At 63.1% G+C, this 26,859-nt stretch carries 19 protein-coding genes and 3 pseudogenes; 11 read left to right on the top strand and 11 right to left on the bottom strand.

Annotated features, from left to right (window positions below; translation table 11 throughout):
• Positions 1-15 precede the first annotated feature (15 nt).
• From WJU18_RS23120 to WJU18_RS23100, 5 genes are all read left to right on the top strand, one after another.
• A complete protein-coding gene (locus WJU18_RS23120) occupies positions 16-1,281 on the top strand; it encodes an HmuY family protein (RefSeq protein ID WP_423455905.1) in 1,266 nt (421 codons plus the stop codon).
• A gap of 89 nt (positions 1,282-1,370) precedes the next feature.
• Positions 1,371-2,444 (top strand): hemin-degrading factor, encoded by a 1,074-nt coding sequence (locus WJU18_RS23115; RefSeq protein ID WP_423455904.1) that lies wholly within the window; start codon positions 1,371-1,373, stop codon positions 2,442-2,444.
• 22 nt (positions 2,445-2,466) lie between these two features.
• Positions 2,467-3,348 carry a heme/hemin ABC transporter substrate-binding protein gene (locus WJU18_RS23110; RefSeq protein WP_423455902.1) on the top strand — a complete coding sequence of 294 codons (882 nt, stop codon included), beginning with the start codon at positions 2,467-2,469 and terminating at the stop codon, positions 3,346-3,348.
• Positions 3,345-4,397: a FecCD family ABC transporter permease gene (locus WJU18_RS23105; protein ID WP_423455901.1), complete on the top strand. Its 1,053-nt coding sequence runs from the start codon at positions 3,345-3,347 to the stop codon at positions 4,395-4,397. The genes WJU18_RS23110 and WJU18_RS23105 overlap by 4 nt, the downstream gene beginning before the upstream one ends.
• A complete protein-coding gene (locus WJU18_RS23100) occupies positions 4,394-5,191 on the top strand; it encodes a heme ABC transporter ATP-binding protein (RefSeq protein WP_423455900.1) in 798 nt (265 codons plus the stop codon). The genes WJU18_RS23105 and WJU18_RS23100 overlap by 4 nt, the downstream gene beginning before the upstream one ends.
• A gap of 42 nt (positions 5,192-5,233) precedes the next feature.
• Here WJU18_RS23100 and WJU18_RS23095 read toward each other — a convergent pair.
• A pseudogene (locus WJU18_RS23095) lies at positions 5,234-6,078 on the bottom strand (transglycosylase SLT domain-containing protein).
• A gap of 747 nt (positions 6,079-6,825) precedes the next feature.
• Between WJU18_RS23095 and WJU18_RS23090 the strand changes: the two are divergent.
• The 4 genes and pseudogenes from WJU18_RS23090 to WJU18_RS23075 form a co-directional block, all read left to right on the top strand.
• A complete protein-coding gene (locus tag WJU18_RS23090; protein WP_423455898.1) occupies positions 6,826-10,437 on the top strand; it encodes a DUF748 domain-containing protein in 3,612 nt (1,203 codons plus the stop codon).
• A complete protein-coding gene (locus tag WJU18_RS23085) occupies positions 10,407-11,078 on the top strand; it encodes a hypothetical protein (RefSeq protein ID WP_423455897.1) in 672 nt (223 codons plus the stop codon). Before WJU18_RS23090 ends, WJU18_RS23085 begins: the two co-directional genes overlap by 31 nt.
• 426 nt (positions 11,079-11,504) lie before the next feature.
• Positions 11,505-12,632: pseudogene (locus WJU18_RS23080) on the top strand (DUF349 domain-containing protein); the annotation flags it as partial.
• 189 nt (positions 12,633-12,821) lie between these two features.
• Positions 12,822-14,532, top strand: a pseudogene (locus WJU18_RS23075) (DUF349 domain-containing protein); the annotation flags it as partial.
• 49 nt (positions 14,533-14,581) lie between these two features.
• Here WJU18_RS23075 and glp read toward each other — a convergent pair.
• From glp to moaA, 4 genes are read right to left on the bottom strand one after another with little or no spacing between them, the layout of a single operon-like run.
• Positions 14,582-15,895, bottom strand: coding sequence for a gephyrin-like molybdotransferase Glp (gene glp / locus WJU18_RS23070; protein WP_423455895.1), 1,314 nt, complete (start codon positions 15,893-15,895; stop codon positions 14,582-14,584).
• Complete coding sequence (locus WJU18_RS23065) at positions 15,892-16,407, bottom strand: GNAT family N-acetyltransferase (RefSeq protein ID WP_423455893.1); 516 nt, start codon at positions 16,405-16,407, stop codon at positions 15,892-15,894. The genes glp and WJU18_RS23065 overlap by 4 nt, the downstream gene beginning before the upstream one ends.
• Positions 16,404-17,036 (bottom strand): molybdenum cofactor guanylyltransferase MobA, encoded by a 633-nt coding sequence (mobA, locus tag WJU18_RS23060; RefSeq protein ID WP_423455891.1) that lies wholly within the window; start codon positions 17,034-17,036, stop codon positions 16,404-16,406. Before mobA ends, WJU18_RS23065 begins: the two co-directional genes overlap by 4 nt.
• A gap of 23 nt (positions 17,037-17,059) precedes the next feature.
• Positions 17,060-18,199: a GTP 3',8-cyclase MoaA gene (moaA, locus tag WJU18_RS23055; protein WP_423455889.1), complete on the bottom strand. Its 1,140-nt coding sequence runs from the start codon at positions 18,197-18,199 to the stop codon at positions 17,060-17,062.
• Positions 18,200-18,293: 94 nt separating this feature from the next.
• Between moaA and WJU18_RS23050 the strand changes: the two genes are divergently transcribed.
• Entirely contained in the window at positions 18,294-18,809 is a 516-nt protein-coding gene (locus WJU18_RS23050) for a TlpA disulfide reductase family protein (RefSeq protein ID WP_423455887.1), read from the top strand.
• A 28-nt stretch (positions 18,810-18,837) separates the two neighbouring features.
• Here the strand turns inward: WJU18_RS23050 and WJU18_RS23045 are convergent, their stop codons facing one another.
• The 6 genes from WJU18_RS23045 to WJU18_RS23020 all read right to left on the bottom strand — a co-directional run bounded on the left by WJU18_RS23045 (position 18,838) and on the right by WJU18_RS23020 (position 26,016).
• Positions 18,838-19,599 carry an SDR family oxidoreductase gene (locus WJU18_RS23045; protein WP_423455885.1) on the bottom strand — a complete coding sequence of 254 codons (762 nt, stop codon included), beginning with the start codon at positions 19,597-19,599 and terminating at the stop codon, positions 18,838-18,840.
• 36 nt (positions 19,600-19,635) lie between these two features.
• The gene (locus WJU18_RS23040; RefSeq protein WP_423455883.1) at positions 19,636-21,069 is read right to left on the bottom strand and encodes an aldehyde dehydrogenase family protein; all 1,434 of its coding nucleotides are present in this window, start codon (positions 21,067-21,069) and stop codon (positions 19,636-19,638) included.
• 30 nt (positions 21,070-21,099) lie between these two features.
• Positions 21,100-21,624 carry a DUF962 domain-containing protein gene (locus WJU18_RS23035; RefSeq protein ID WP_423455881.1) on the bottom strand — a complete coding sequence of 175 codons (525 nt, stop codon included), beginning with the start codon at positions 21,622-21,624 and terminating at the stop codon, positions 21,100-21,102.
• 86 nt (positions 21,625-21,710) lie between these two features.
• A complete protein-coding gene (locus WJU18_RS23030) occupies positions 21,711-22,382 on the bottom strand; it encodes an alpha/beta hydrolase (RefSeq protein ID WP_423455879.1) in 672 nt (223 codons plus the stop codon).
• A gap of 112 nt (positions 22,383-22,494) precedes the next feature.
• Positions 22,495-23,259 carry a class I SAM-dependent methyltransferase gene (locus tag WJU18_RS23025; protein ID WP_423455877.1) on the bottom strand — a complete coding sequence of 255 codons (765 nt, stop codon included), beginning with the start codon at positions 23,257-23,259 and terminating at the stop codon, positions 22,495-22,497.
• Positions 23,260-23,574: 315 nt separating this feature from the next.
• Complete coding sequence (locus WJU18_RS23020; RefSeq protein ID WP_423455875.1) at positions 23,575-26,016, bottom strand: sodium-translocating pyrophosphatase; 2,442 nt, start codon at positions 26,014-26,016, stop codon at positions 23,575-23,577.
• A gap of 278 nt (positions 26,017-26,294) precedes the next feature.
• On the opposite strand from WJU18_RS23020, the gene ppa reads away from it, so the two are divergent.
• Entirely contained in the window at positions 26,295-26,831 is a 537-nt protein-coding gene (gene ppa / locus WJU18_RS23015) for an inorganic diphosphatase (RefSeq protein ID WP_423455874.1), read from the top strand.
• Positions 26,832-26,859 lie beyond the last annotated feature (28 nt).

Genomic DNA, 26,859 nt, shown 5'->3' with positions numbered 1-26,859 from the left:
AAAAGGCAGAAAACCATGAACACCCGATTCTTCAAATACTTACCCGTGGCCGTGGCCGTGATGAGCCTGGCCGCATGCGGCGGCGGCAGTGATTCTTCCGATGGAACCGACGACGGCGGCTCGACGCCCGTGGTGACCAACAAGTTCACGCAGAGCGCGACTTGGAAAGTGGTATTGCCTGCCACGGGCGAGTCTGTCTGCTATGACTTCGATACCAAAGCCGAAGCGGCTTGCTCGGGAGGCACTTGGGATGTCAAGCTGGTAAGCGGCGGGCGCTCGGCTGAGCTTTTCACCAACAGCGGCCCCAGCGGCAGTGGCCAGGGCGGCGCTTTCGGGACGCCCTTTGCGCACACCTGGACAGATCTGCTCAAATGGGAAGATGCTCTGGTCGATCCCACCGGCGGGGCCATCCCAGCCACGCTGTATGCCGCTGATACGGCCAAGAGTGTTTTTGCTGGGACCAACGAGATCCAGGTCGCCGCCTTTGAGTATGACCTGATGGGCACGCATCAGCTGCATCCCAACTTCCGCGTCTTCCTGTTGACCACCAATAGCGCATCGGCGGACATTACTGGCGCAGCAGGCGCGGTATACGCATTGCAAATGACTGGCTACTACGGTGGCGCCACGGGCACCACTTCCGGCTGGCCGTCGTTCCGCTGGGTCGATGAGTCGAATCCTGCAGTGGTGAATACCGCTACGGTGGATGCCACCCAGGGCTGGGTCTACTACGACCTGGCGAACAAGACCACCACCACCGAATCGGGTTCATGGCAAATCGCCTTCAACCGCTACAACGTCAAGCTCAATGGGGGTACCTCCGGCAGCGCTACCGTGGGCGGCTACCTGAGCAAGACCCCTGCCGGCTTCTATGGCGCCGATGGCACTCCCGTGGTGGCCAAGTTCAGCGCGACCACGAATCTGGCAGACACGCTGGGCGACCTGACCGGCGCGCTGACCGGTCCCAGTTCGGCTTCGGGTTGGGTGAAGGATTCCATCGGTTCTCAGCTCACGCCCGCCTACACTGGGAGCTACCCGAATGCCCTGAATTTCGGTTGGTACAACTACTACCCCACCGACGCTGCCGGTGCCGCCGCGGGCCTGAGCCAGCACCAACTGGGTGCCAATGCCGATGCCGGGACGTTGGTGAAGTCGGGCGAGGGCAACAGCTACGCGCGCATGCGCCTGGCCAGCATTGCATATGCAGCGGCCACGCCGGCCTATTCCGGCGCTCAGACCTGGACATTTGAGTTCGGCATTCAGCCAGCCAGCGGGAACTGAGTCTCTCGTCTGCTTGAGCCGCGATGCGGCTTTTGACCCCTGACTTTCCATGGCCGGGGGCGCTTTCATCCAACCAATTAATTGAACCCATGAACGCAGAAACTTTACGAGAGCGCTTTGCCGAGGCCCGAGCTTCGGGCAAGCGCGCCAAGGATGCCGCTGAATCGATTGGCGTGAGCGAGGGAGCTGCCCTGGCGGCCCATGCGGGCACCCACGAAAGGCCCTTGAAAACCGTGCCGCTGCGCGGCGTGTGGCTGGAGATCCTGCAGGCGCTAGGCGGTTGTGGTCCCGTGATGGCGCTGACCCGCAACGAAACCACGGTGCATGAAAAAACCGGCGTATACGAAAAACTGTCGGCCACCGGACCAGTAGGCCTGGCGCTGGGCGAGGCGATTGATCTGCGTCTTTTCTTCATGCATTGGAAAGCGGGCTTCGCCGTGACCGAAGCAGCGTCTCAGCCGGGAACGCCTGCTGCCTTGAGCCTGCAGTTTTTTGATGCGCATGGCTTGGCCGTACACAAGGTGTTCTGCCGCGATGCCACCGACAGGGGCACTTTCGAGGCGGTGATGCAGCGCTTTGGCGATGCCACCCTGAGCCCCGAATTCACGCCGCGCGCGCCTGCTGAAGCTGTGAAAAGCGATGGTGCCATTGATACGGGCGGCTTGCTGACCGATTGGGAGGCCATGAAGGACACCCATGAATTCTTCGCGTTGTTGAAGAAGTTCGGGGCAGAGCGGCAGCAGAGCTTCCGTCTGGCGGACGGAAGGTTCACGCGCCGCGCGCCGTTGACTGTGGCGCGTCAACTATTGCAGGAAGCTGCATTCGAGGGCTCGCCCATCATGGTGTTCGTGGGCAGCCCTGGTTGCATCCAGATCCATACCGGCCCGGTGACCCGCGTGGAGCCCATGGAAATCCGCGGCGCGCAGTGGCTCAATGTGCTTGACCCGGATTTCAGCCTGCATATGCGCGAAGACGCCATTACGGATGCCTGGGTGGTGGAAAAGCCCACTGCCGATGGCACGGTGACTTCGGTCGAAGTGTTCGACGGCACTGGTGAGCTGATGGCCATGTTCTTTGGCGCTCGCAAGCCAGGGCAGCCTGAGCGCGAAGATTGGCGAGCCATCGTGAACAAAGTAGCGCCGTCTTCTGCTGTTGCTGCCTGAAAGTAAAGTGAGAGAAGTTAGCGTGCCACATCCTTCACGCCGCCAGGTATTGGCAACCGCTTTGGCTGCCGGCTTGCCGCTCGGGCTGCATGCGCAGCCGGCGCCATCGCCCCTGTCAAAGAGTCCGTCGCATTTGCCGCGCTTGATCACCATTGATGGCTCGATTACTGAAGTGGTCTATGCCTTGGGGGCCGAGGCGCAGTTGGTGGGCACCGATACCACCAGCCTGTATCCGAAGGCGGCCCAAAAGACACCTAAAGTGGGCTATATGCGCCAGCTTTCGGCAGAAGGTGTGTTGTCGCTGAAACCCGACGCGGTCATCAGCACCACCGAGGCCGGGCCGCCGGTCGTGCTGGATCAACTGCGCAGCGCCGGGGTCAAGGTCGAGTTGGTGAAAACCGAGCACACCTGGAATGACGTGAAGGCCAAGGTGAGCGCGGTGGGCCGCGCGGCGCAGCGCGAAGAAGCCGCGCGGGAGCTGCAAACCAGGCTTGATGCCGAATGGGAGCAGGTCACCCGCCAGGTGGCCGCGCAAAGCAAGCCCAAGCCGCGTGTGCTTTTCATCCTCTCGCACGGTCCTTCGCCGCAGGTCGCGGGGCTCGAGACCGCGGCTGACGCGATGATCCGCTATGCGGGTGGCTTGAATCCGCTCTCGGGCTTCAAAGGCTATCGGCCCATGACGGCCGAGGCGATGGCTGGTGCGGCACCTGACTTTATTCTCACTACGGATCTTGGCATTCAGGCTCTGGGCGGTATCGACAAATTCTGGCAGCGGCCCGAATTGGCGCTGACGCCGGCTTACCGCAAGCGCGCGGTAGTGGTTCTGGATGCGCTTTTGCTGCTGAGTTTCGGACCACGCCTGCCCCAGGCGGTGCAGGAAGTCCACAGCCGGCTTTACACGTGAGCGCCGGAGTCGTGCCGGCGCGGTTGCCGGCCCGCAGCGCGCTGGCGTTGGGTTTGCTGCTGGTGGTTCTGGCTTTCCTATGGGGTGGGGCTAGCGGGGCCTATCAGATCTCGCCCGGACAACTGATGCGGTTGCTGGGCAACGCCTTGTCCGGTGGTACGACAGATTCTCCGGAACAACTGGTGTTCTTCAATATCAGGTTGCCGCGCCTGCTCCTGGCGGTTGCCGCGGGCGCCGGACTGGCGGTGGCGGGCGCTCTGATGCAGGGCTTGTTTCGCAACCCCTTGGCGGACCCTGGGTTGATCGGCATCAGCAGTGGTGCCGCTCTGGCTGCGGGGGTCACGATCGTCCTGGGCCAGAAATGGTTTCCCGAACTGCAACACTCCCTGGGCAGCTGGACATTGATGTTGTCGGCCTTTGCGGGCGGCCTGGGCGTGACCCTGTTGATCTATCTGTTCTCGCAGGGGCCTGCGGGTACTAACATCGGGGTGATGCTGCTAGCCGGGGTGGCGGTGAACGCGTTGGCGGGAGCCGGCCTGGGCTATCTGAATTTCGTATCTACCGACGAGCAATTGCGCAATATCCAGTTCTGGCTGCTGGGCAGCCTGGGCGGCGCGCGGTGGAGTGCGGTGGCTTTGGTGAGCGGGCTGGTGGCCGCCACCTGCGCGGCAGCCATGGCTTGCGCCCGGCCGCTCAATGCGATTGCCCTGGGAGAAGCGCAGGCGGCGCTGCTGGGAGTGAATGTGGAGCGCACCAAACGGGCCGTGGTGCTCATTGCGGCGCTGGCGGTGGGCGCGGTCACGGCGACCACGGGCATCATCAGCTTCGTGGGCCTGATTGCGCCCCACTGGGTGCGCTTGATCGCGGGGCCCGATCACCGCGTGGTCCTGCCTGGCTCGGCGCTGTTGGGTGCAGCCTTGGTGCTGGTGGCCGACGCTGTGGCGCGCACTGTGGTGCAGCCCGCCGAGTTGCCGCTGGGGGTGCTTACCGCGTTCATTGGCGGACCGATGTTCCTGCTGATGCTGCGCCGTTTCAGGAGCCGGGTATGACCTTGCAATGCATCGATGCCCGGGTGGTGGTGGAAGGCCGAACCCTGTTGGAGGGGGTTTCGGCGGCGCTGAAGCCGGGCCGTTTCACTGCGATCCTGGGTCCCAATGGCGCGGGGAAATCCACGCTGCTGTCACTGCTCTCTGCCCAGCGACGGCCCAACGCCGGCGAGGTGTTGCTGGATGAGCGGCCAATCCGGTCGTTTTCTCCTCGCGAGCTGGCATTGCGCCGTGCCGTGATGCCACAGGACAGCGCGGTGGCATTCAATTTCACCGTGCATGAGGTGGCGGAACTGGGGCGGTATCCTCACCGCCAGCAACCTGATGCGGATGAAGCAGGAATCATTTTGCGCGCGCTCGAAGCCACGGATGTGGCCAAGCTGTCGTCGCGCATCTTCAACACGCTTTCGGGCGGGGAGAAGGCACGCGTGCATCTGGCCCGGGCCTTGGCGCAGATCTGGGGCCCGCGGCCTGGCAAGGCGGCGCGCTGGCTGCTGCTGGACGAACCTACGGCGGCTTTGGATCTGGCTCATCAACACCAGGCGCTAGGTCTGTTGCGTGACAGAGCGAATAACCAGGGCGTAGGGGTGGTGGCCGTGCTTCACGATCTGAACTTGGCGCTGTCCTATGCCGACGACGCTCTCTTGTTGGCGCACGGCGAGGCCGCTTGCTTCGGGCCAGTGGGCGAAGTACTGACACCAGAGCGGATGAAGCGTATCTGGGGGATCGAATGCACGCCGGTGCGCAACCCGGACGGCGTACTCCAATATCTGTTCGGACCCTCGGCTATTTCCTAGAACAAGTGGATCCGGTGGCCTCTACGAGCGGCCACCGTGGAATCAGGATAGCGCAGCGATTTCTAGAGAGTCGGCAGGAGCGGGGGTTTGTTGCGCCGGTGGCGCGACGGGCGCAGCCGGCTTGGTCGCCGCGCGCAGTTTCGGCGCCGGGTTGATGACCGGCAGCGGCCGGCCCTTGGCGACCTGGCTCAGGCGCCCGTATTCGGCCAACACCTTCTCGGCGTAGCCGCCATCACTTGGCAGATGGGCCGCGCCCACGTAATAGCGCAGGCCGCCTTCGATGGAGCCGGCGCGGGCGATGCAGTCCTGCAATACGTTGACGCCGACGCGCAGATTGGTCTTGGGATCGAATGCCGCGTACTGGCCGCCGAAGTGCACGTATTTGTCGGAGTGAATCTCGGTCATCACCTGCATCAGCCCTTGCGCACCCACGGCGCTTTGGGCGAAGGGATTGAAGCTGGATTCGACAGCCATCACTGCCAGGATCAGTGTGGGATCGAGGCGGGCGCTGCGGCCGACCTCATAGGCTTCGGCTACCAGCGCCGCCAAGGGCTCAGGCGCAACGCGGTACTTCTTGGCAATCCAGTAGGCCACATTGGCCTGCTCGCGAGGAAGGTCTCCAGGATTGGCGGCTGTGGCGCGCTCAATGGCGCCGGGTTCCGGTTTGATGCCGGAAGCCGCCGCCTGGCGCGCAGTCAGCCACGCCGTCAGGCGTTCCTCGCCTTGCTGGCGTAGGTCAGGGCGCGTGCCGAGCGTGATGACGCTGAACACCACAGCCAAGCCCACCAGGGCAAAGCCGTTGTGCATGATTTCAAAAAACCTTCAGCTACATCACCGCAGAACGTGCGCAAGCCGCGCGCGAGGCCGGTGATTCCAGACGCTGTCATAGCATTCCTTATCTTGCCGCCGTCGAATCACCGGTGACTGCGGCACTCTGTGCTCATCAGTCACAAGAAATGATGTTCGCCGATGGGGGTCGGTTCAGTATGTAGCCCGTGCCGCGCGCCTTAAATAACTGGCGCTGCTTGCGTCCTTCTCGTCGCACGGGCCTGCCAGGATCGGCAGCAGACCAGGAAAATTCCTGGGATTCATGTCGGATGCCGCGATTCTAGGAGGGCTTCTAATACCCAGTCAATAATAAAAACTGATGAAAAACTCTAAATTCGATATAAGAAAACCCGATTTCCGAGGCACGCGAGCGATGTTGCCGGAGCACTTTTTTAGGGGCATTGAGGCGCTCAATCGGCGGTGGTGCCGGATTGAAATATTCATTTTGGCTTCGCGGCAGGCTCGGGGTACAGTGGGGCCGTCCGAGGTTCTCGGACACTCCAGGCAAAAAGGAGCCCCAATCTGCTGTAGCTGATACATCGGACAGGCAAACCCCAAGCCAAACCTTGAAGGCAATACCTTGCCTTCTACCGTCTTCCGGGAACAACAAGCTTCCCGAAGCGGAACCGGTGGCATTTGACGCTTTTGTCACGCCGCCAAGGGCCCGGCGCCTCGACTTCAGGTCAGCGCCGGGCTTTCTTTTGGCGGCGGAGGCGGGGGTTTTTTCTCGATTTCGTAGCTATTTGCAACTTGTATTGCTTTCGCTTGATTTCGCGATCGCCGTCTGCGTGGACAATGCGGGAGCAATGCAAGAAAAAGGCCCGAACAATCTCCCCCCGACCCCACCTGTACCAACCAAGGAGCGCAGGGGGACTCTTGCAAACCGGTGGATTCGCCGGACTGTCTACGCCGCGGCCGTTCTGCTCGGCTTGTGGCTGCTGCTCTGGTTGGTGGTGCCGCCGCTGGCCAAGTGGCAGGGCGAGAAAATCGCCAGCGAGCAATTGGGCCGCAAGGTCAGCATAGGTGCCATCGATTTCAAGCCCTGGACCTTGGAGCTGACTGCGCAGGACCTGGCGATAGCCGGTGCTGACGGCCAGACGCCGCAGTTCACTCTCAAGCGCCTGTATGCCAATGCAGATATTGAATCCATATGGCGCTTGGCGCCGGTGATCGATGGGCTCCAGATCGATGAACCGGTATTGCACGTGACCCACCAGGGCGAAGGGCACTACGATTTCGACGATATTCTGAAGCGCCTGTCTGCTGGGCCGCCGCCGGAGAAAGAGAGCGAGCCTGGGCGCTTTGCCGTCTACAACATTGATCTGAACGGCGGTGCGATCGACTTTGACGATAAGTCTGTCGGCCGCAAGCATGAGGTGCGCGACCTGCGGCTCACGCTGCCTTTCATCAGCAACCTGCCGTCCAAGATCAAGGTCAAGGTTCTTCCGCATCTGGCTTTCGTCGCCAATGGAAGCCAATTCGACTCCACCGCGCAGTCATTGCCTTTCGCGGAGTCGCTGGAGACCAGCGCTGTGCTGCGGCTCGCCAAGCTGGATCTGGGACCCTATATCGGCTACATACCGGCTGGATTGCCTCTGAAGCTGAAGGCCGCGACTCTGGACGCCGATCTGAGCCTCGGGTTCGAGCAGACGCCGAAGCCTTCGCTCCGGCTTGGGGGCCGTTTCGAAGTCAGTGGGCTGAAATCCGTCGATGGGCAAGGCGCGGACGCGCTGGCTTTTGATGCGCTCAAAGTCGAGCTGGCCGAGGTGCGGCCACTGGAGCAGCTTGTGCGCCTGGCCTCGGTGGAGTTGAACGGTCCGAACGTCACTGTGCGGCGCGACAAGAAAGGTCTTATCAATCTGCTGGTGACGGTGGATGAGGGCAAGGCGGAGAAGACGGAAGAGGGGGAAAAGGTCGCCGTTGAAGCCCAGGTGGCCGCGAGCGATGCCGCACCGAAAGCAAGCGCGCAGGGAGGGGCCGAAGCGGACAAGGCACCAGTCTTGCAAGTGGCGATCGACAAGCTGGCGGTGCACGGGGGCACGATTCACTTTACCGACGAAGGGACGGAAGAAGGCCAGATACCTGCTGCCAAGGTGCAATTGGAGGAGTTCGAGTTGGCGGCCGAAGCCATTGGCTACCCTTTTGCCAAGCCGCTGTCGTTCAAGGGCTCTGCTGTGTTGACCGATGCAAGCGGAAAAGCCGCAGTACGGCTGGCCCCGCGTGGCGCCAAGCCGGAAGAGGCCGCCGCTGGAGGCAGCGCGCCCTCCCTGGCGTTCGAGGGCACGGCCACTGACCAGAAGGCCGATGTTACCGCCCGGATAGACCGGTTGCCGCTGGCCTTGGCTTCTCCATATCTTGCGCAAGCCCTGATTCCCAACCTGACGGGTAACCTGGACGCTCAACTGGGCTTGCAATGGGCGCCACCTGAGATCAAGCTGACCTCCGAGCGGCTGGTGCTGAGCAATCTGTTACTGGCGGATGGCGCGGCGGCTGTTTCAGGACAACGCGACGGCGGGAAAAAGCCGTCACGTTCCAGTGGCAGGAAGTCCCGCTCCAATGACGGGCAACTGGTTTCTATCAAGCAGATTGAGTTGGCGGATGCACATATAGATTTGCGCACCCACGCTGCCAGCTTGGGCAAGCTCTCGATTTCCGAGCCCAAGCTGCGGGTGGAGCGCGATGCGGACAAGCGCTGGATGTTCGAATCCTGGCTGCGCCAATCCAAGGAGGAGGCCAAATCGGCGCCGCCCGCCAAATCGTCTGGAAGTCCGAAGGACGACGCGCCATGGAAAGTGGTGGTCGATGCATTCGCTTTGAATGGTGGCGCCATTGGCTGGCGCGATGCCGCCATGTCCCGCCCAGTGAGGGCGGAGCTGACCAGGCTCAAGCTGGAGGCCAGGAAAATCGATCTCGACAGCGGCAAGCCCATGCCGGTGACCGTGTCAGCGCTGCTCGGTACAGGCCGGGCGGAGCCGGGAAGCCTTTCCTGGCAAGGTACGGTGGGCCTCGCTCCGCTGGCGGCACAGGGCGCCGTGGATGCGCGGCGTCTGCCGGTGCATGCTTTCGAGCCCTATTTTGGCGATGCGCTGAACATCGATATCTTGCGGGCCGACACCAGCTTCAAGGGGCAAGTAGCCTATAGCGATACATCGAAGGGTCCACGCGTCAAGGTGAGCGGTGATGCCCTGGTGGAAGAGTTGCGTACCCACAGCCGCCCCACGTCGGCTACCGATGCCAACGCGCCGGAAAAGCCAGCCGACACCACCACTCGGCGCAGCCCGGGCGGCACCACGACTACCACGGCGGTGGCATCTGCCGGTACAGCAGGGGCTTCGCAAGCGCCGGTGGCGCCTACTGCCAACGCAGGTGGCCTGGGTGAGGAGTTCCTGAGTTGGAAGCTGCTCAAGCTTGGCAGCCTGGAGGTGGCACTGGAGCCTGAAAAGCCGGCGCAGGTGGAGGTGAAGAACACCTTGCTTTCGGATTTCTTTGCCCGGCTCATCATTCATCCCAATGGCCGAATCAATCTTCAGGACATTGTGAAGTCCGATGAAAGCGCGGAGTCTGCGCCGGCTTCAAGTGCTTCAGCCGCCTCGGCAGGGGGAGGCGCCCCCTCGCCAATGGCCAGCAACATGCCTGCATCGGGGGAATTTTCCGCTGGCGCCTCGGAGCCAGCCGCGCCGGCCTCAGTGGCCGCCCCGGCGCAGAGCCCGGCCGATCCCAATGCGCCGGTGATCCGCTTCGGCCCGATTCAGCTTGCCAATGGCAAAGTGCTGTTTTCCGATCGATTCATCCGGCCCAATTACTCGGCGGATTTGACCGAGCTGAATGGCAGTTTGAGTGCATTCTCCTCCGTGGCGCCAGCCGCTGCGCCGCAAATGGCTGATCTTCAATTGACAGGGCGGGCCGAAGGCAGCGCTGCACTGGAGATCACGGGCAAGCTCAATCCGCTGGCCAAACCGCTGGCGCTGGATATCAAAGGCCATGTGCGCGATCTGGAGCTGCCGCCGTTGACCCCTTATTCGGTGAAGTATGCCGGCCACGGTATCGAGCGTGGCAAGCTGAGCCTGGATGTGGGTTACACCATCCAGCCGGACGGGCGCCTGACGGCCACCAACAACCTGGTGCTGAACCAACTGGAGTTTGGTGAGGCGGTGGAAGGTGCTCCGGCCAGCTTGCCCGTGAAGCTGGCGACGGCGCTGTTGGCGGATAGCAATGGCGTGATCGATCTGGATCTGCCCATCAGCGGGTCGCTCAACGACCCGCAATTCAGCATCGGCCCGATTATTTTCAAAGCCATCGTGAACCTGATTGGCCGCGCCATTACCGCACCATTTACCTTGCTGGCGCGTGCGCTGGGAGGCGGATCAGGGGGGATGATCTGGCCAACGTGCCATTCGCGCCCGGCAGTGCGGCCTTGAGTGCGGACGCCCGCTCGCGGCTGGACAAGATTGCCAAGGCGCTGAGCGACAGGCCGGCGTTGAAAGTGACCGTGGTGGGGACCTCCAGCCTGGAGGCTGAGCGCGATGGCTGGCGGCGTGAGCGCCTGAAGGCCTTGGTGGATGCGGAAAAGCGCGGCGAGAGCGGCGCGGCGGCAGCGCCGAAGGGCCAGGGCGCCGCGTCGGCACCTTTGCCTGCCGCGAGTGCGGCTTCGGCCAGCGCTTCAGCCAATGCGCAGGCCCTGGGTGACGAGGAATACGCCGCCCTGCTCAAGCAGGTGTACCGGCGAGCTGATCTGCCTGGCAAACCACGCAATGCCCTCGGCATCACCAAGAACGTATCTGTGCCCGAGATGGAGGCGCTTTTGCTGGCCCATATCAGTGTTGGTGAAGATGCCATGCGCCAGCTCGCGGTGCAGCGCGGCGTGGCGGTGAAAGACTACCTGACGAGCAAGAAACTTCCCGCGGACCGTTTGTTCCTTGGGGCCGCGCGTACGGGCGAGGCTGCCAAGGGCGCTCCCGCGGCCGCGGCGGAGGCCGCCAGCGCGGCCAGTGCTTCCGGAACGCAGGGCAAGGCAGCCCAGTGGACGCCGCGGGCTGAGCTGAATCTGAGCGCCCGGTAAAGCGCTTCGAATATGCTCTTGACGCACTGTTTGCGGACCGGTTACTGCCCGTAGTAGGGGCGAGGAGCCCCTGGGGCCTGGTGCCCCCGGTATATAGAGTGAGGAGCAGAGTCGCCGGGGGGTGGGACGAATAAAATGTGTCATGCTTCAGATTCCGGTCAAGGGCATGAGTGGCTTTAGCGGCGACAATGCCTGCTGGATAGGCTCTTGGCCAGGATCGACAGTTCCCGGGACGGTGAACGCGACCTTGTGTCAACCTTCCTTCAAAATAGAGAGAAAAGCCAGCCTTTTTCCCTTTCTCCAAGAGGGAGAAACAGCAAGCCTGCGGGCTTTCTGAGCGGTTGCTTTTTCCGTTTGAGTCCTTACATGCGTAATCCGGCGAAAATATCGGGTTCACACCGCTTTGGCGATTAATTTTTGAAGCTTATGTTTCCCTTCTCTCGCGACCCTAAAGACCAGCCCGAAGAGCCGCAGGCAGCCGCCAAGCCGGCACCGGAAGCACATCCGCTCGACGAGCTCACCGGTGGCGCTTTTTCCGCCGCCACGTCGGGTGAGCGTGCTCAGCGAGTGCGGGAGTGGCTGACGACAGAGCCTTCCGCCGAGCAGATGCAGGAAGTATTCAAGGAGCTTTCAGCCAAGGACAAGGGCGCCGCCAAGGCGCTGCGCGAGAAGCTCGACGAACTGCGCCGTGCCAAGGGGCAGGAGGCCGTGGCGGCCGAATGGGCGGGTAAGGCCGAGGCATTGCTGCAATCGTCACGCCTGAATATTGCCGACGCCCTGGCCTGGCAGCGCGATGCCGCCAAGGCTGGCGCTCCGCTGTCGCGTGAGCCTTTGTCCGTCTTGCGCAGTGAGCTGGTCGAGCGCATCAAGAAAGTGGAAGATCTGCAACAGCGCGTCATGGTGCAGCGCGAAGCAGCTTTGCTGCTGGCTCAGCGCATCGAGCTGCTGTCCACCAAACCCTGGCGCGATGCCCAGACGGCGCAGGCCGGCATCACGGCCGATGTCGACCGCTGGCGTACCGAGGCGCGCGCGCTGCAGGACGATCCCCAGTGGCCGAGCGTAGATATGCGCTATCCGCCACAGATCGAAGCCGCTCAAAGCCAACTGGCTGCCGTATGGGACGCCTTCAGTGCCGCGCTTTCCCAGACTGTGGCTGCCGCGGAAGATGCTGGCGCGCCCCTGCCGCCAGTGCCCGTTTGGGCCGACGAACTGCGTGCCGCCCGTGGCGAGCCTGCGGCGCCCGCAGCCAGCGAGAAGCCTGAGCGCCCGGCCAAGCCAGCTATCGATCCCGAGCAGCGCGCCGCGGCTAGCAAGGCCGTAGAGGCGGGTGTCATGCTGCTGGAGCAGGCTGTTGCCAGCGGCAACACCAAGAATACGCACAGCGCCACGGCGGCATTGCGCCAGTCGCTGAAGACGCATGGCCGCCTGATCGACGATGCGCTGGAAGCCCGTGTGCATGCCGCGCTGGTCTCGGCTGGCGAACTCGAGGGCTGGCAGCGTTGGAGCGCCGACAAGGTGCGCGAGCAACTGGTGGCCAAAGCAGAGGCGCTTTTGGTCAAACGCAAGATCAAGGGGCCTCGTCCAGCCGCTGCCGCAGTGACCGAGCCAGCTGCCGAAACCGTCGCTGAGCCATCCGTGGCTGCCGAGGGGCAGCTCCGGCGCCAGCTATTGCACCGGAGCCCACGCAGGCCGAAGCCGCTGCTGAAGCTGTTTCTGAGGTGGTTGAACAAGCCGCTTCCGAGACTGCGGTGCCTGAAGGGGAGACTGCGTCTGCCGGCACCGAGAGCGCCGAAGCACCCGCGCCGGTGGCTGCCCCGGCTGCTGCATCAGCCGCCGAAGAAGCGTATGAAATCGTGCCTGCCATGGGTGGGCGCAAGCTGCAGGAAACCATTCGCAAGCTCCGCGAAGAGTGGAAGGCGACTGATCAGGGGGCGCACCCAACCATGGCCTTTGGAAGCGCTTCGACCGGGCCTGCAACGAGGCGCACAAGTTCGTCGAGCAGTGGCTTACCACGGTGCGTGCCGAGGCGGCTGCGCACAAGGCCGAGCGTTTGCTTCTGATCGAGGAAGTCAAGGCCTGGGGCGCGAAGAATACCGGCGCTGGCGAGGGAGCTGACTGGAAGACCTTCAATCGCCAGTTGCATCAGTTCTCCGAGCGTTGGCGCAATGCCGGGCATCTGGCTGAAAAAGCCTTTGCCGAACTGCAACCACAGTGGAAAGAAGCCATTCACACGGCCGCCGCACCGCTGGAAACCGCGCAAAAATCCAGCACCGAGCGCCGTCAGGCCATGATTGCTGAAGCCGAGGCGCTGGGCGCTGCGCCCATGCTGCGGATCGACGCGGTGAAGGCTTTGCAGCAGCGCTGGCAAGCCGAGGCCCAGACGGTGCCGTTGGATCGCCGGTTCGAGCAGAAACTGTGGGATGCTTTCCGCAAGCCGATCGACGAGGCTTTCAACCGCAAGACACAGCAGCGAGAGCAGGCCGCTGCCGCGATGAGCGCGCATGACCGTGCCGTGCTCGACGCAGCTAAGGCCCTGGAATCGGCCAATGCCAGCGGCGATGCCCAGCGCATCCGCGCGGCACTGGCGCAACTGGAAGCCGCCACGCGCGGAGAGGCTGCCGCGGCGCCTGCGTCCGCTCCAAAGGCGGCAGAAGCACAGGCGAGCGAAACCCCCGCCGCCGCCGAAGCTGCGGCCGAAACCACAGCGGAAGATGCTCCTGCTGATGCGGCTGCCGAGGCCGCCCCCGCTCCGGCCGCCGCTCCCAAGTCCGCCAAGCCTCTGGTCGCCATGCGTGGTGACGATCGTCCTGGCGCGCGCAAGGTTGAACCCGCACCGGCGGGCCGCGGCGGTAAATTCGGCGACCGCCGTGATGGTCGCCCAGGTGATCGGCGCGATGGTGGCCGTGGCGGTTTTGGCCGTGATGGCCGCGACAGCAGAGGCCCAGGCGGCTTCGGCGATCGTGGCGGCCGTTTTGGCGACCGGCCCGAGCGTGGCCCGCGTCTTGGCGATACGGCCTTCCGCGCCCAACGCGACGCCATGGAACATGCGCAGGCTCAATTGCGGAAGCTGGCTGCCCAAGCGCATGGTGAAACCCTGACCCAATTGCTGGGTGCCTGGGCTGCCCGCCAGCCAGAGCAACTGCCAAGCGCTCAGGAATTGGGCCGCGGCGTGAGCGGCGGTACCCGCAATGGTTGGGTTCAGGCCCTGCAGGCCAACCCGCAAGGCAACGCCGCCGAGCCTCTGCTCCGCCTGGAAATGGCTGCCGAGGTACCTACGCCTGCGGAGCATCTGGATGCGCGCCGGGCCTTGCAACTCAAATTGCTGACCAAGCGCAACGAGCCGGGGCCTGTGGATACCTGGGCAGCCGATGCCGGCAAGGTGCTGGCTGCGCCGCATGACGAGGCCGCTGCACGGCGCCTGCAGAATGCGCTGAAGGTGTTGATGCGTAAGTGAGTGGGGCTTGAGGGGGCCCTTTAGAACACGTTCTTGGAGGGCCCCTGTCTCAAGCAGCATTCAGCATCATGATGCTGACCTCTTCGCCCGCTTTCACGGCGCCTTGCTGGTGGTCCAGCACGATCAGGCCGTTGGCCTGAATCATTGAAGAGAGTACGCCAGAACCCTGGTTGCCGGTAAGACGAACGGTGAGGCGGCCATCCGCGTGTTGGGTGACGATGCCGCGTTGATATTCGGTGCGGCCAGGCTTCTTGCGTATGGGATGTTCGCTGACGGCGCGCAGCATCACGGGCTGTTCGGGTCGTGCGCCCATCATGCGCAGGAGGGCGGGGCGTACGAAGGCGATGAAAGTCACCATGACGGCGACAGGATTGCCCGGCAAGCCGAACAGCACCGCACTGGTGGAAGACGGGGCGCGGCCTTCCTGATGATCCGGCTCGGCTGTGATGCGTCCTACTGCCATTGGCCGCCCGGGGCGCATGGCAATGCGCCAGAACGCGATGTCGCCGAGTTTTTTCATCATCTGGCGGGTGTGATCGGCTTCGCCCACGCTCACGCCGCCACTGGTGATCACTGCATCGGCACGGGCGGCTTGGATGAAGGCTGTTTCGAGCAGTACCGGGTCGTCGCGGACCACGCCGAGATCGATCACTTCACAGCCTAGCTGTGTCAGCATGCCGAACACGGTGTAGCGGTTGCTGTCGTAGACCGCGCCTTCGCGCGGAGCTTCGCCGAGCGAGAGGATTTCGTCACCCGTGGAGAAGTAGGCTACACGCAAGCGCCGATAGACCATTACCTGAGCGATCCCCAGGCTGGCCAACAGACCCAGCGCGGCGGAGCCCAACCGTTCGCCCTGATGAAGAGCAGTCCGGCCCGCCATGAGATCCTCGCCCCGGTGACGCCTGTTGTCACCGGCTTTGAGCGCACCTGGCGGGATGTTGATGGCAGGGCCGTCGGCTTGCGTGAATTCTTGCGGCACCACGGTGTCGAGCCCCGCGGGCATGACCGCGCCGGTCATGATCTTCACGCATTCGCCTGAATGAACCCTACCCTGCCAGGCCTTGCCGGCCAGAGCCGTGCCAACGACAGTGAGCCGCAACGGCGTACCTGGCTGCAGTTGGGCGCCGTCAAAGGCAAAACCATCCATGGCCGAGTTATCGTGCGGCGGCACGTTCAAGGGCGAGACGATGTTCTCAGCCAGGACGCGTCCCAGGGCGTCGAAAAGCGACACCTTTTCGGTTTCAGCGAGAGGCGAGACCAGCTCCGCCAGAAACGTATTCACGCTTTCGGCGGGTAGTGCTTGCGGATCGTAAGCTTGCAACTGATCCGCGATTTGCGCCGTGCTTTTCGCGATGGCCTTCATAACGTCTTGACCATCAGCGCTGTATCGAAATAGCGGTCAGCCAGTTTGATCGCACGAGGCAGCAGTCCGTAGCGTACGAAGCCGGCGCCCTCATAGAGGCGCACGGCGCCCGCGTTGCTGGCTGTCACGCCCAGCACGACATGCTCGATACCGGGAATGCGGCGCACCTGCGTATCGAATTCGGTCAAGAGCGCCTTCCCCAGACCTTGCCGGCGCGCTTGCGGCGCCACGATCATGCCGGCCAGGCTGGCTTCGTGGCGGGTCTTCAGGCGCGCTTCGCGCACGCAGACCACGGCGCCCAGCAGGGCGCCGCCAGGCCCGAAGGTGCCGAGAATGAAATCGTTACCAGGCGGCTGGCCGAGCCGCGCAGCATAGCTTTCTACAGGGCGATGCACCTCGGATTCGAAATCGGAACTGAAGGCTTCAGGGTCGTTCTTCAGTCCGCCGTCGCGCAGTGCCTTGTAGGCAGGCAGGTCATGGGCTGTCAGAAAACGGATCACCGGGCGGCTCATGGTTGCTCCAATTGCCGCAGTTCCGCAATCGTGTTGGCATTGGCGAAGGCGCGAGGGTCGTCGCCGGGTGCATCAAAAGCCACCACCACGGTCTGGTGTTGCGCGGTCCAGGCGTCGATCTTGCGGCCGCCGCTTTCCAGGAAGTGTGCGAGGCTTTTCGCCAGGCTGGTGCGGAGCAGGCAGAACACCGGCTGGGTGCGCAACCGCCCATCCTCCAAGGCGGCAGCCATGGCGATCTCGGCTTGCTGCGTGCGCAGGGACTGGGCTAGCCGTTCGCAGAGCGAGAGCGGAAAGTAGGGTACGTCGCAAGGTACGGTCAGCAGCAGAGGGGTTTCGCAGTGATCGAGGCCTGCCAGAAAACCTGCCAAGGGGCCTGCAAAATCGGCTATGGCATCTGGCCAGACAGGGGCGCCGAACGCGGCGTATTCGCTCAGATGGCGGTTGGCGTTGATGAGCAACTGGGCTGGGGGGAGCGTTTGCTGCCGCAGGCGCTGCAGCGCGTGCTGGGCCAGCGGCTGATTTTGAAAGAGCTGAAGCCCCTTGTCCACTCCGCCCATGCGTGAGCCACGGCCGCCTGCAAGAAGGAGGGCAGTGATGGCGGCAGGGGGAGAGGCGGCAATGTCAGTCATGCCCCGGTTATACACAAGTGAAGTCAGCCGCCGATGTAACTCATCTCCACGCGCCGCGCGCTGGCTTGCCCGGGCTGTGACGGCAGGGAGGCACGCAATTCACTGTAGCGATCGGTGCGGCCCTGCCAGATGGCGGTGATGGCGCTTTGGATTTCATCATCGCTCGCACCGCCGCGCAGCAGCGTGCGCAGATCGTATCCCTGGCTCGCGAACAGGCACAGATAGACGCTGCCTTCCGTGGAAAGGCGAGCGCGGTTGCAACTGCCGCAGAAAGCGCGTGTGACGCTGCTGATCGCGCCGATCTCGCCCAGGGCTGGATCGTACCTGCCGTCCGCGCCGGCATAGCCCCAGCGCTCGGCGGTTTCGCCGGGGGAAGCGGGCTCCAGAGGAACCAGCGGAAACTCCGACTGAAGCAGATCGATCACTTCGGCGGAAGGCATGACTTCGTCCATGCGCCAGCCATTGGTGGCGCCGACGTCCATGTATTCGATGAAGCGCAGCGTGATGCCGGTACCCCGGAAATGCCGGGCCATGGGCAGAATTTGCTGCTCATTGGTACCACGCTTGACCACCATGTTCACCTTGAGCGGCCCGAGCCCTGCCGCATGGGCCGCTTCGATGCCGGCCAACACCTCGGCTACCGGAAAATCGACGTCGTTCATGCGGCGAAAGACCGCATCGTCAAGCCCATCCAGGCTGACGGTAACGCGCTTCAGCCCGGCCGCTTTCAACGCCCGGGCCTTGCGTGTCAGCAGGGCGCCGTTGGTGGTCAGGGTGATATCGAGCGGTTCACCGTCCGGGGTGCGCAAGGCGGCCAATTGTTCGATCAGGCTTTCGATGCCCTTGCGCAGCAGCGGTTCGCCGCCGGTCAGCCGCAGTTTGTGCACGCCCTGGCTGACGAAGAGGCGGGCCAGGCGTGTGATTTCCTCGAAGGTCAGCAGGCTGGCATGCGGCAGGTATTGGTAGTCCTTGTCGAAGACTTCCTTGGGCATGCAGTAGCTGCAGCGGAAGTTGCAGCGGTCGGTTACGCTGATACGCAGATCGCGCAAAGGGCGGCCCAGCGTGTCCACCAGTTGCCCGGATTTGGGCAATAGCTGCGCCCCGCGCGGCACGGCAAGCAGCCGGCTACGCTGATCGATCAGTGGAATCACGCGTTCAGCCATAAGGATATGGGCTGAATTATGTATGACTGCTCAAGCATATGTATGTGGCAGGGGCATGGCGCGGTACCATTCCGTCATGAAATTGGAGACTGCCATGCCTTTGTCGCGCCGCCGTGTCGTTCAGGCGGCCGCCTGTCTTGCCGCGCCCTCGTTCATGGCGAGTGCATTGGCGCAAAAAAGAGCCGAGCCGCCGTTACCGAACGTGGGCTCCGCCTACTCCTTGGCTGCCGTACCTCTGCTGGGCGGCGGAAGCTTCCAACCCGCACAGGCTGAAGGCAAAGCTCTTGTGTTGTACTGGTGGGCGAGCTGGTGCCCATTTTGTGCCCAGCAGAGCCCTGAAATACAAAAGCTTTGGGAAAGCCAGCGCGGGCGCGGGTTGCAGATGCTGACCTTGTCGATAGACAAAAAGTCTGAGGAAGCCGTGGCTTATTTGAAAAAGAAGGGCTATACCTTCCCGGCTGCATGGGTCAGTCCCGAGGTGGCGAAGGTGTTTCCCAAGCCTGAAGGTTTGCCGGTGGTGGTGGTGCGTGGCAAGGATGGCCGCGTGGCACAGGCCGAGAAGGGGCAATTGTTTCCAGAAGACGTGGAACAGTTGGCGCGCTGGATGTGAGGCTGCTCCGGGCTCCTTTGAACACATCCTAGACGCAGCGCGCGCCGTCTACCTCTATGCACACGCCGCTGATGAAGGCGGCCTCGTCACTGGCCAGGTAAAGCGCGGCATTGGCGACGTCCAGCGCCGTGGAGAAGCGCCCGAGCGGAATGGTGGCGAGGAATTTGGCGCGGCGTGCCTCGTCCACCGGGCCGCCTGCGAACTCGGCCGAGAGGCCGGTGTCGGGATTGAAGACCGGGTTGATGCAGTTCACCCGGATGTTGTCCGGGCCCAGTTCGGCTGCCATCGACTTGGAGGTGACAATCACGGCCGCCTTGCTGCCGTTGTACCAGGTCAACCCCGGCCGAGGCCTGATGCCTGCGGTGCTGGCGATATTGATGAAGCTGCCGCCGCCCGCTTTTTTCATCACGGGCACGGCGTGGACCGCGCTCCAGTAGATGCTTTTCATGTTGACCGCGTAGACCTTGTCGAACTCGGCCTCGTTGACTTCCAGCATCGGGCGGTTGCGGTGCGTCCAGCCGGCGTTATTGACCATGGCATCGAGCTTGCCGTTGGTTTTCAGCGTGGCTTCAACCAGCGCCTGCACCTGATCGCCCTGGGTGACGTCGGCGGTGCAGAAAACAGCCTTGCCGCCGGAAGTACGAATGCTGGCCGCTACCTGCTCGCCGAGCTGGGCGTCGATGTCGCACACGATCACGCTGGCACCTTCCTCCGCCAGCCGCCGGGCGATGCCTTCCCCGATGCCGCCGCCAGCGCCGGTGATGATGATGGATTTACCTGCTACGCGCATGAGAGTTTCCTTTGAACACGTTCTCAGAACACTTTCTTAGCCATGCTTGATGGCGACGGTTTTCAGGGTGGTGAAGCCATAGAGCGCCTCGAAGCCCTTTTCACGGCCGTATCCGGATGATTTCACCCCACCGAATGGCAGTTCCACCCCACCGCCAGCACCATAGTTGTTGATGAACACCTGTCCGCTCTGCACACGCCGGGCCATACGGAACTGGCGGGCGCCGTCATTCGTCCAGACGCCCGCCACCAGGCCGAAACGGGTGGCATTGGCCAGCTCCACGGCGTGGTCTTCATCCCTGAAGGACATGGCCGAGAGCACCGGGCCGAACACTTCCTGTTGCGCCAGCCGGTGCGATACCGGCACATCGGCCAGCAGGACCGGCGCCTGGTAAAAGCCTGACTCAGGCGCTTCTTCCACCACCACGCCTTGCGCCACGAGCGGAATACCGGCTGCTTGCGCATCGCTCAGGAAATCCCAGACGCGTTGTTGCTGGGTCTGGCGGATCAGCGGGCCGACATCGAGATCCATCGCCGCCGGGCCCACGCGGAGCGCCTGGAAAGCCTCTCCCAGACGGGCCAAAAGGCCCTCGTAGATGGGTTGCTCGATCAGCACGCGCGAGCCGGCGGAACAGGTCTGCCCTGCGTTCTGCACGATGGCATTGATGACGACCGGAACGGCTGCGTCCAGATCGGCGTCGGCAAAAATGATCTGCGGGCTTTTGCCCCCAAGCTCCAGCGTGACCGGGCAATGCCGTTCAGCGGCGGCTTGCTGGATGAGGGTGCCCACGCTGGGGCTGCCGGTGAAACTGATGTGGTCGATGCCCGGGTGACGGGCCAGGGCGTCGCCCACTTCGTGGCCGTAGCCAGTGACGATGTTGATCGCGCCGGCTGGAAACCCGGCTTCGGCGGCCAGTTGCGCTACGCGGATCAGGCTCAGGCAGGCGTCTTCCGAGGGCTTGACCACACAGCAATTGCCCGCTGCCAGCGCACCGCCCACGCTGCGGCCGAAGATTTGCATGGGGTAGTTCCATGGGATGACATGGCCGGTGACCCCATGCGGCTCGCGCCAGGTAAACACGCTGTAGCCCGCCTGGTAAGGCAAGGTTTCGCCATGCAGCTTGTCGCAGGCGCCGGCATAGAACTCAAAATAGCGGGCCAGCGCAGCGGCGTCGGCCTTGGCCTGCTTGGTGGGTTTGCCGCAATCGCGCTGCTCCAGGGCGGCCAATTCTTCGGCATGTTCACTCACCTTGGCGGCAAGCGCCATCAGCAGCCGGCCGCGTTCGGCTGCCGAGAGAGCGCTCCATGGGCCCTCAAAGCATTCGCGTGCGGCTTGGACGGCTGCGTCTATATCGCGTTCGTTGCTGCGTTGGATTTCGTCAAAAGGCTGGCCGTCGGAGGGGTCGATGACCGGCAGGGTGCGGCCGGAGAGAGAAGCAATGGCGCTGTTGGCGATGAAATTGAGTTGCATGCGGAAATGGTGTTTTTCCAGGGCCTGGTTTCAGGATGTGGCGTGGATTTTGCCCGTACGCGTGGGGCCGGCGCGCTCTTCTATCGCGTGCTGCAGATCCCGCCGCAAGCCAATAAGGAACACCAATTCAGCAGCAACGAACAGCGGCCCGATGATGAGCCCGATGACATCGTCCACGAAGGCCGGCTTGCGTCCCTCGTAAATGTGGCCGACGAACTGGATGACCCAGCCCACCACGAACAACCCGATACCAATCCAGAGCCAGGTGGCAGTGGACTGGTCAGCTGCTGCCTGGGCCATCCATAGGCCGATGGCGAGGAGAATTGTCATCAGCAGGCCGAGCGGCCTGTCGAGCCGAAGATAATAAATGGCGGTCAGCACGCTGATGATGAGCGCGGCTGTGATGGGTATGGCGCCTTGCATCAACACCGGGCGCGCCAGCAGAACCTGTACTGCCAGCACGATCATGGGAATGCCGATGAAATGGGTGGCGATATTGCGCCGGTCGCGGTGGTACTCCGCGTACTTGGCCAACTGATCTACGATGGTTTTCATGGGAAACCTCCAGGATCATCAAGGTAATTTCACATGCTAAGCCGTTGGCGGCTCGTGTTCAATCCGGTGATTCCCAGGGGCCGGTCCTACAAAGGAATATGGGCTGGCAAAGATCCCGAACCCAGAAAGCGCAGCCATAGCCGCAGCCACGGTGCCCACTCATGGCCGCCTGGAGTGACAAATACCCGCTCGGGCGGCAAGGCGGCGGCGAGCAGGCGGTGGCTGAAGGCGAAGCGGTCGGTGTCACCATAGCCGAGATAAAGCGGCGGACGTTCCTCAGGGCTGCTGACATAGCCGCGCAGCCAGCGCCACAGTTCCAGATCGTGTGTATCCGCATCCGGCAGTTGACCGTCCCAGGCGGCCAGCCCTCCCGCGCGCTGGATCGCGGCGGGCAGATCCCGCCGGCCCAGGAACGGCGCCATCACGAACAGGCCGTCAATCATCTTTGCATGCTCGCGTGCGAACAGCAGCGAGCCATAGCCGCCCAGGGAAATGCCGGCCAGCCAGATACGGGCATAGCCTTGTGCACGTGCCGGCGCAATGACCTCGCTGCGCAGACGCTCCACGATCTGCTGCGCGGTGTAGTAGCCCGTGTGCGCATCCACCAGCAGCAGATCGGCAGGCAGGGATTCTTCCCGCAGGGCTGTCACGAAGCCTTGCTCGACGAAGTCCTTCGGCGCGTCGTAGGCACCGGGCAGCAGCACGATCAAGGTATCCGCACGATGATCGGGATGGACGCTTTCAAGCTGGCTATGCATAGGGGTTTCGAGGGGGCGGGGAAGCCAGGCGCAACCGCCCAGCAGTGGTGCGAATAGCAGCGATGCGGAGAACCAGCGCCGAGACCGCTGCTTTTTGCGGATCCCCGGCTCGTCAACCAGGCTTGCGTGCGCGGTACTCGGAAAAAATGCCCAGCTCCACATAGCGGTTCGCTTCAGCCAGTCCGGCGGCGCGCAAAGTATCCAGAATACGCTCGGGAGGCGCGCAGGCTTCGATACTGTCCCAGTAGTAGCGCCAGATGCGAGGCGTATGGGCGCCGGCGCCGGTCAGCTTGGCCATAAGCGGCACCCAGCCTCGCATGTAGCCTTTCAGGACGGCGGTGCCCAGACGGCTCTCCGGTTTGGTGATTTCCAGCACGCACAGGCGCCCACCCGGCTTGAGCACGCGGTGAAACTCGCTGAATGCCGCACTCAGATCGCTGATATGGCGCAACGCATAACCCATGCTGATGAAGTCGGCGCTGGCATCCGGCAGGGGAATGCGCTCGGCCTTGCCCTCCACGAGCTTGACTTTCGAGACCAGCGGGCTGGCGCCCATCATGGCCGGGCTGGGGTCCACCCCTATCAGCAGGTCGGGGCTGCCGATGATGCTGATCGCTTGGGTGGCGACCAGCCCCGTGCCGAAGCCGACATCCACTACCTGCATGCCGCGCTGCAGCCCGGCACGCTCGAGCGCCCGGCGCCTGTACCAGGGGCCGCTGCCCAGGGCCAGGGTCCGTTCCACGCGGTCGTAGTCGGCGGCGGTGCTGTCGAAGATTTCGCGCAGGAATCCGGCGCGTTCGGCTTCTGTCTGGTAGTAGCCCGCGATCGGCTGGTGCGGCGCGCGCACCGGGTTGGCGGAATTGTCTGGAACGCTCATGAGGCGGATACCGGTTATGGTCTGAGGCAGGAAACTAAGATCGTGAACACGTTCTAGTGTCCTGAGTTGTAAGTTCGTTGATAAATAAATCTGCCGAAATCGACATCAGGCAAGGCGCAAAACGCAGCGATACCGCGAGTGGTATCGCGAGGCTTTGCAACGCCGCATGATGTTGATTCTCGGTAGATTTATTCAACGAATTTGCAATTCAGGACACTAGGGCTGCGGTGCACCCGGATCATGCCATTGTCACAGACAGGAGCCCCAAAAAACAAACCCACCGGCTGGTGGGTTTGTTTTGCAGGGGAAGTTGGCTTATTTCAACGTGACTTCCACTCGCCGTGCCTGTGCGCCTGTGCCCGCGTTGGTGTTGTCGGGCTTGGCCAACTCGATCTGATCTTCCGCTACACCCAAGGTCTTGAGCAGATCGCGCACGGCAAAGGCGCGCTGCTTGGAGACCTCTTCGTTGGCGGCGGCACTGCCGGATGAGTCCACATAGCCGCTGACCATGGCTTTCTTGCCCGCTTTCACGCCGTTCACGATCACGGCCAGGGCGTTGGCGCCATCAGGATGGGGCGCCGCCTTGCCGGTGGCGAAATAAAAGCGCACGGTGTCCCCTTCTACCCGCACGGCATCGCCTTCGATGGCGGTGGCCGCGACCACTGCCACCACGGGCGTCGCAGCCGGTGGTGGCGCGGCGGCCACATCACTGCCATGGAGCTTCACCACCAGCGGCACGATCAGCAGCGCCACGATGTTGATGATCTTGATCAGCGGGTTGACGGCCGGGCCGGCGGTGTCCTTGTAGGGGTCGCCCACCGTGTCGCCGGTGACGGCGGCCTTATGTGCCTCGGAGCCCTTGCCGCCGAAATTGCCATCTTCGATGTATTTCTTGGCGTTGTCCCACGCGCCGCCGCCGGTGCACATGGAAATGGCCACGAACAGGCCGGTCACGATCGTGCCCATCAGCAGGCCGCCCAGCGCTTTCGGTCCCAGGATCAGGCCGACCAGGATCGGCACCACCACGGGCAGCAGGCTGGGGATCACCATCTCCTTGATGGCGGCGCTGGTCAGCATGTCCACGGCCTTGCCGTATTCAGGCTTGCCGGTGCCGTCCATGATGCCCCTGATGGTGCTGAACTGGCGCCGCACCTCGACCACCACGCTGCCGGCCGCGCGGCCCACGGCTTCCATGGCCATGGCACCGAACAGGTAAGGGATCATGCCGCCGATGAACAGGCCGACGATGACCATCGGATCACTCAGGTTGAAACTCACCGCCTGGCCCAGGCCCTCGAGTTTGTGGGTGTAGTCGGCGAACAGCACCAGGGCGGCCAAGCCTGCGGAGCCGATGGCATAGCCCTTGGTCACGGCCTTGGTCGTATTGCCCACGGCGTCCAGCGGGTCGGTGATGTCGCGCACGCTGGGGGGCAGTTCGCTCATTTCGGCAATGCCGCCAGCGTTGTCGGTGATCGGCCCGTAGGCATCCAGCGCCACCACGATGCCGGCCATGCTGAGCATGGAGGTGGCCGCCACGGCGATGCCATAGAGTCCGGCCAGCGAATACGAAGCGATGATCGCCAGGCACACCAGCAGCACAGGCCATGCCGTGGAGCGCATCGAGACTCCCAGGCCGGCGATGATGTTGGTGCCGTGCCCGGTGGTACTTGCCTGCGCGATGTGGCGTACGGGCGCATACTGTGTGCCGGTGTAGAACTCGGTGATCCAAACCAGGGCGCCGGTCAGGATCAGGCCGACGGCGCAGGCACCGAACAGGCGCATTTGCGTGCCGGTGGCGGTGATGGCGTTGTCGGGCATCAGCCATACGGTCACGCCGTAGAAGGCAATCAGTGACAGCACGCCCGCGATCGCCAAGCCTTTGTAAAGCGCGGGCATCACGTTCTTCATGCCCGGCGAGGCCTTGACGAAGAAGCACCCGATGATCGAGGCGATGATCGACACCGCGCCCAGACCCAGCGGATACAGCACGGCGTTGGCTGGCGCATTGGCCACCATCAACCCGCCCAGCACCATGGTGGCGATCAACGTGACGGCGTAGGTTTCAAACAGGTCGGCGGCCATCCCGGCGCAATCGCCCACGTTGTCGCCCACGTTGTCGGCGATCACCGCCGGGTTGCGCGGATCGTCTTCCGGAATACCGGCCTCCACCTTGCCTACCAGATCGGCGCCCACGTCGGCGCCCTTGGTGAAGATGCCGCCGCCCAACCGCGCAAAGATCGAGATCAGCGAAGAGCCGAAGGCAAAGCCGATCAAGGGGTTGAGGGCGTGCGGATCGGCGGCAGGGCCTCCCAGGAACCAATAGAACCCTGCCACGCCCAGCAGACCCAGGCCCACCACCAGCATGCCGGTAATGGCGCCGCCCCGGAATGCTACATCCAATGCCGGGCCGATACCCTTGGTAGCCGCCTGAGCGGTGCGCACGTTGGCCCGCACCGAGACGTTCATGCCGATGAAGCCGCAGGCGCCCGAAAGCACGGCGCCCACCACGAAGCCGATGGCAGTGGTCACGTCGAGAAAGAGGCCAATCAGGATGGCCAGCACCACGCCAGCGATGGCGATGGTCTTGTACTGCCGCGCCAGGTAGGCGGCCGCACCAGTCTGGATCGCCGTGGCGATCTCCTGCATGCGGGCGTTGCCCGCGTCTTGAGAAAGAATCCAGCCGCGTGCCCAGAAACCGTAGGCTACAGCTACCAACCCACAGACAAGCGCCAATATCAGCGCTGCGTTGCCGTTCATTGATGTCTCCTCTAAAGCAGTTTCGCTCAGGGAGACACCGCCAGCCAGCTTCGCAACGCAAGTGGCACCTCCCACCGCGTTGCTTCCTCGCCCCCGGGATTACCCCGAAACGATTGGCCAACCGTCCGAATTTAGCGTGAAAACATGACAGTTGTCAGGAACGCAAGGAACACGAAAGTAAAATCAGGGTTAATCCTAGGCGCGGCAGGGCTAAATTGGGCTCGTAGCGCAACACCAGGATTCAAGTCTTTTCAATTTAATTCAAGACGAAACAAAAAATGTCCTTCGACAAAGTGACCCCCGGCAACAAGGCGCCTGATGAATTCAACGTCGTCATCGAGATCCCGATGAACGCCGACCCCATCAAGTACGAGGTTGACAAGGAAACGGGCGCTATCTTCGTTGATCGCTTCATGAGCACGGCGATGCACTACCCCACCAACTACGGCTACGTGCCCCAGACGCTCTCGGGCGATGGCGACCCGGTGGACGTGCTGGTGATCACTCCCGTGCCGCTGATTCCTGGCGTGGTCGTGACCTGCCGCCCCATCGGCATCCTGAAGATGGAAGACGAAGCCGGCGAAGACGGCAAGGTGCTGGCTGTGCCCACCGACAAGATCCTCTCCATCTACACCCAGTGGCAAAAGCCTGAGGATCTGAACCCCATGCGCTTGAAGACCATTGCCCACTTCTTCGAGCACTACAAAGATCTCGAGCCAGGTAAATGGGTCAAGGTTCTGGGCTGGGAAGGCCCGGACTCGGCCCGCAAGGAAATCGCCGACGGCATGGCGAACTACCGTAAAGCGGGCGCCTGAGGCCTAGCCTACCGCCTGCTTTTTCTTC

This window comes from Ottowia sp. VDI28 (assembly GCF_049532675.1).
Classification (GTDB): domain Bacteria; phylum Pseudomonadota; class Gammaproteobacteria; order Burkholderiales; family Burkholderiaceae_C; genus Ottowia.
The sequence above is the reverse complement of the archived record's forward strand: the minus strand, read 5'-3'. Positions and strand labels throughout refer to the sequence as shown.

What these genes read in the sequence shown, in the direction of transcription:
- WJU18_RS23120 (WP_423455905.1), top strand. Translation starts at nt 16, where the DNA reads ATGAACACCCGATTCTTCAAATACTTACCCGTGGCCGTGGCCGTGATG.
- WJU18_RS23115 (WP_423455904.1), top strand. Translation starts at nt 1,371, where the DNA reads ATGAACGCAGAAACTTTACGAGAGCGCTTTGCCGAGGCCCGAGCTTCG.
- WJU18_RS23100 (WP_423455900.1), top strand. Translation starts at nt 4,394, where the DNA reads ATGACCTTGCAATGCATCGATGCCCGGGTGGTGGTGGAAGGCCGAACC.
- WJU18_RS23090 (WP_423455898.1), top strand. Translation starts at nt 6,826, where the DNA reads ATGCAAGAAAAAGGCCCGAACAATCTCCCCCCGACCCCACCTGTACCA.
- glp (WP_423455895.1), bottom strand. Translation starts at nt 15,895, where the DNA reads ATGAAGGCCATCGCGAAAAGCACGGCGCAAATCGCGGATCAGTTGCAA.
- WJU18_RS23065 (WP_423455893.1), bottom strand. Translation starts at nt 16,407, where the DNA reads ATGAGCCGCCCGGTGATCCGTTTTCTGACAGCCCATGACCTGCCTGCC.
- mobA (WP_423455891.1), bottom strand. Translation starts at nt 17,036, where the DNA reads ATGACTGACATTGCCGCCTCTCCCCCTGCCGCCATCACTGCCCTCCTT.
- moaA (WP_423455889.1), bottom strand. Translation starts at nt 18,199, where the DNA reads ATGGCTGAACGCGTGATTCCACTGATCGATCAGCGTAGCCGGCTGCTT.
- WJU18_RS23050 (WP_423455887.1), top strand. Translation starts at nt 18,294, where the DNA reads ATGCCTTTGTCGCGCCGCCGTGTCGTTCAGGCGGCCGCCTGTCTTGCC.
- WJU18_RS23045 (WP_423455885.1), bottom strand. Translation starts at nt 19,599, where the DNA reads ATGCGCGTAGCAGGTAAATCCATCATCATCACCGGCGCTGGCGGCGGC.
- WJU18_RS23040 (WP_423455883.1), bottom strand. Translation starts at nt 21,069, where the DNA reads ATGCAACTCAATTTCATCGCCAACAGCGCCATTGCTTCTCTCTCCGGC.
- WJU18_RS23035 (WP_423455881.1), bottom strand. Translation starts at nt 21,624, where the DNA reads ATGAAAACCATCGTAGATCAGTTGGCCAAGTACGCGGAGTACCACCGC.
- WJU18_RS23030 (WP_423455879.1), bottom strand. Translation starts at nt 22,382, where the DNA reads ATGCATAGCCAGCTTGAAAGCGTCCATCCCGATCATCGTGCGGATACC.
- WJU18_RS23025 (WP_423455877.1), bottom strand. Translation starts at nt 23,259, where the DNA reads ATGAGCGTTCCAGACAATTCCGCCAACCCGGTGCGCGCGCCGCACCAG.
- WJU18_RS23020 (WP_423455875.1), bottom strand. Translation starts at nt 26,016, where the DNA reads ATGAACGGCAACGCAGCGCTGATATTGGCGCTTGTCTGTGGGTTGGTA.
- ppa (WP_423455874.1), top strand. Translation starts at nt 26,295, where the DNA reads ATGTCCTTCGACAAAGTGACCCCCGGCAACAAGGCGCCTGATGAATTC.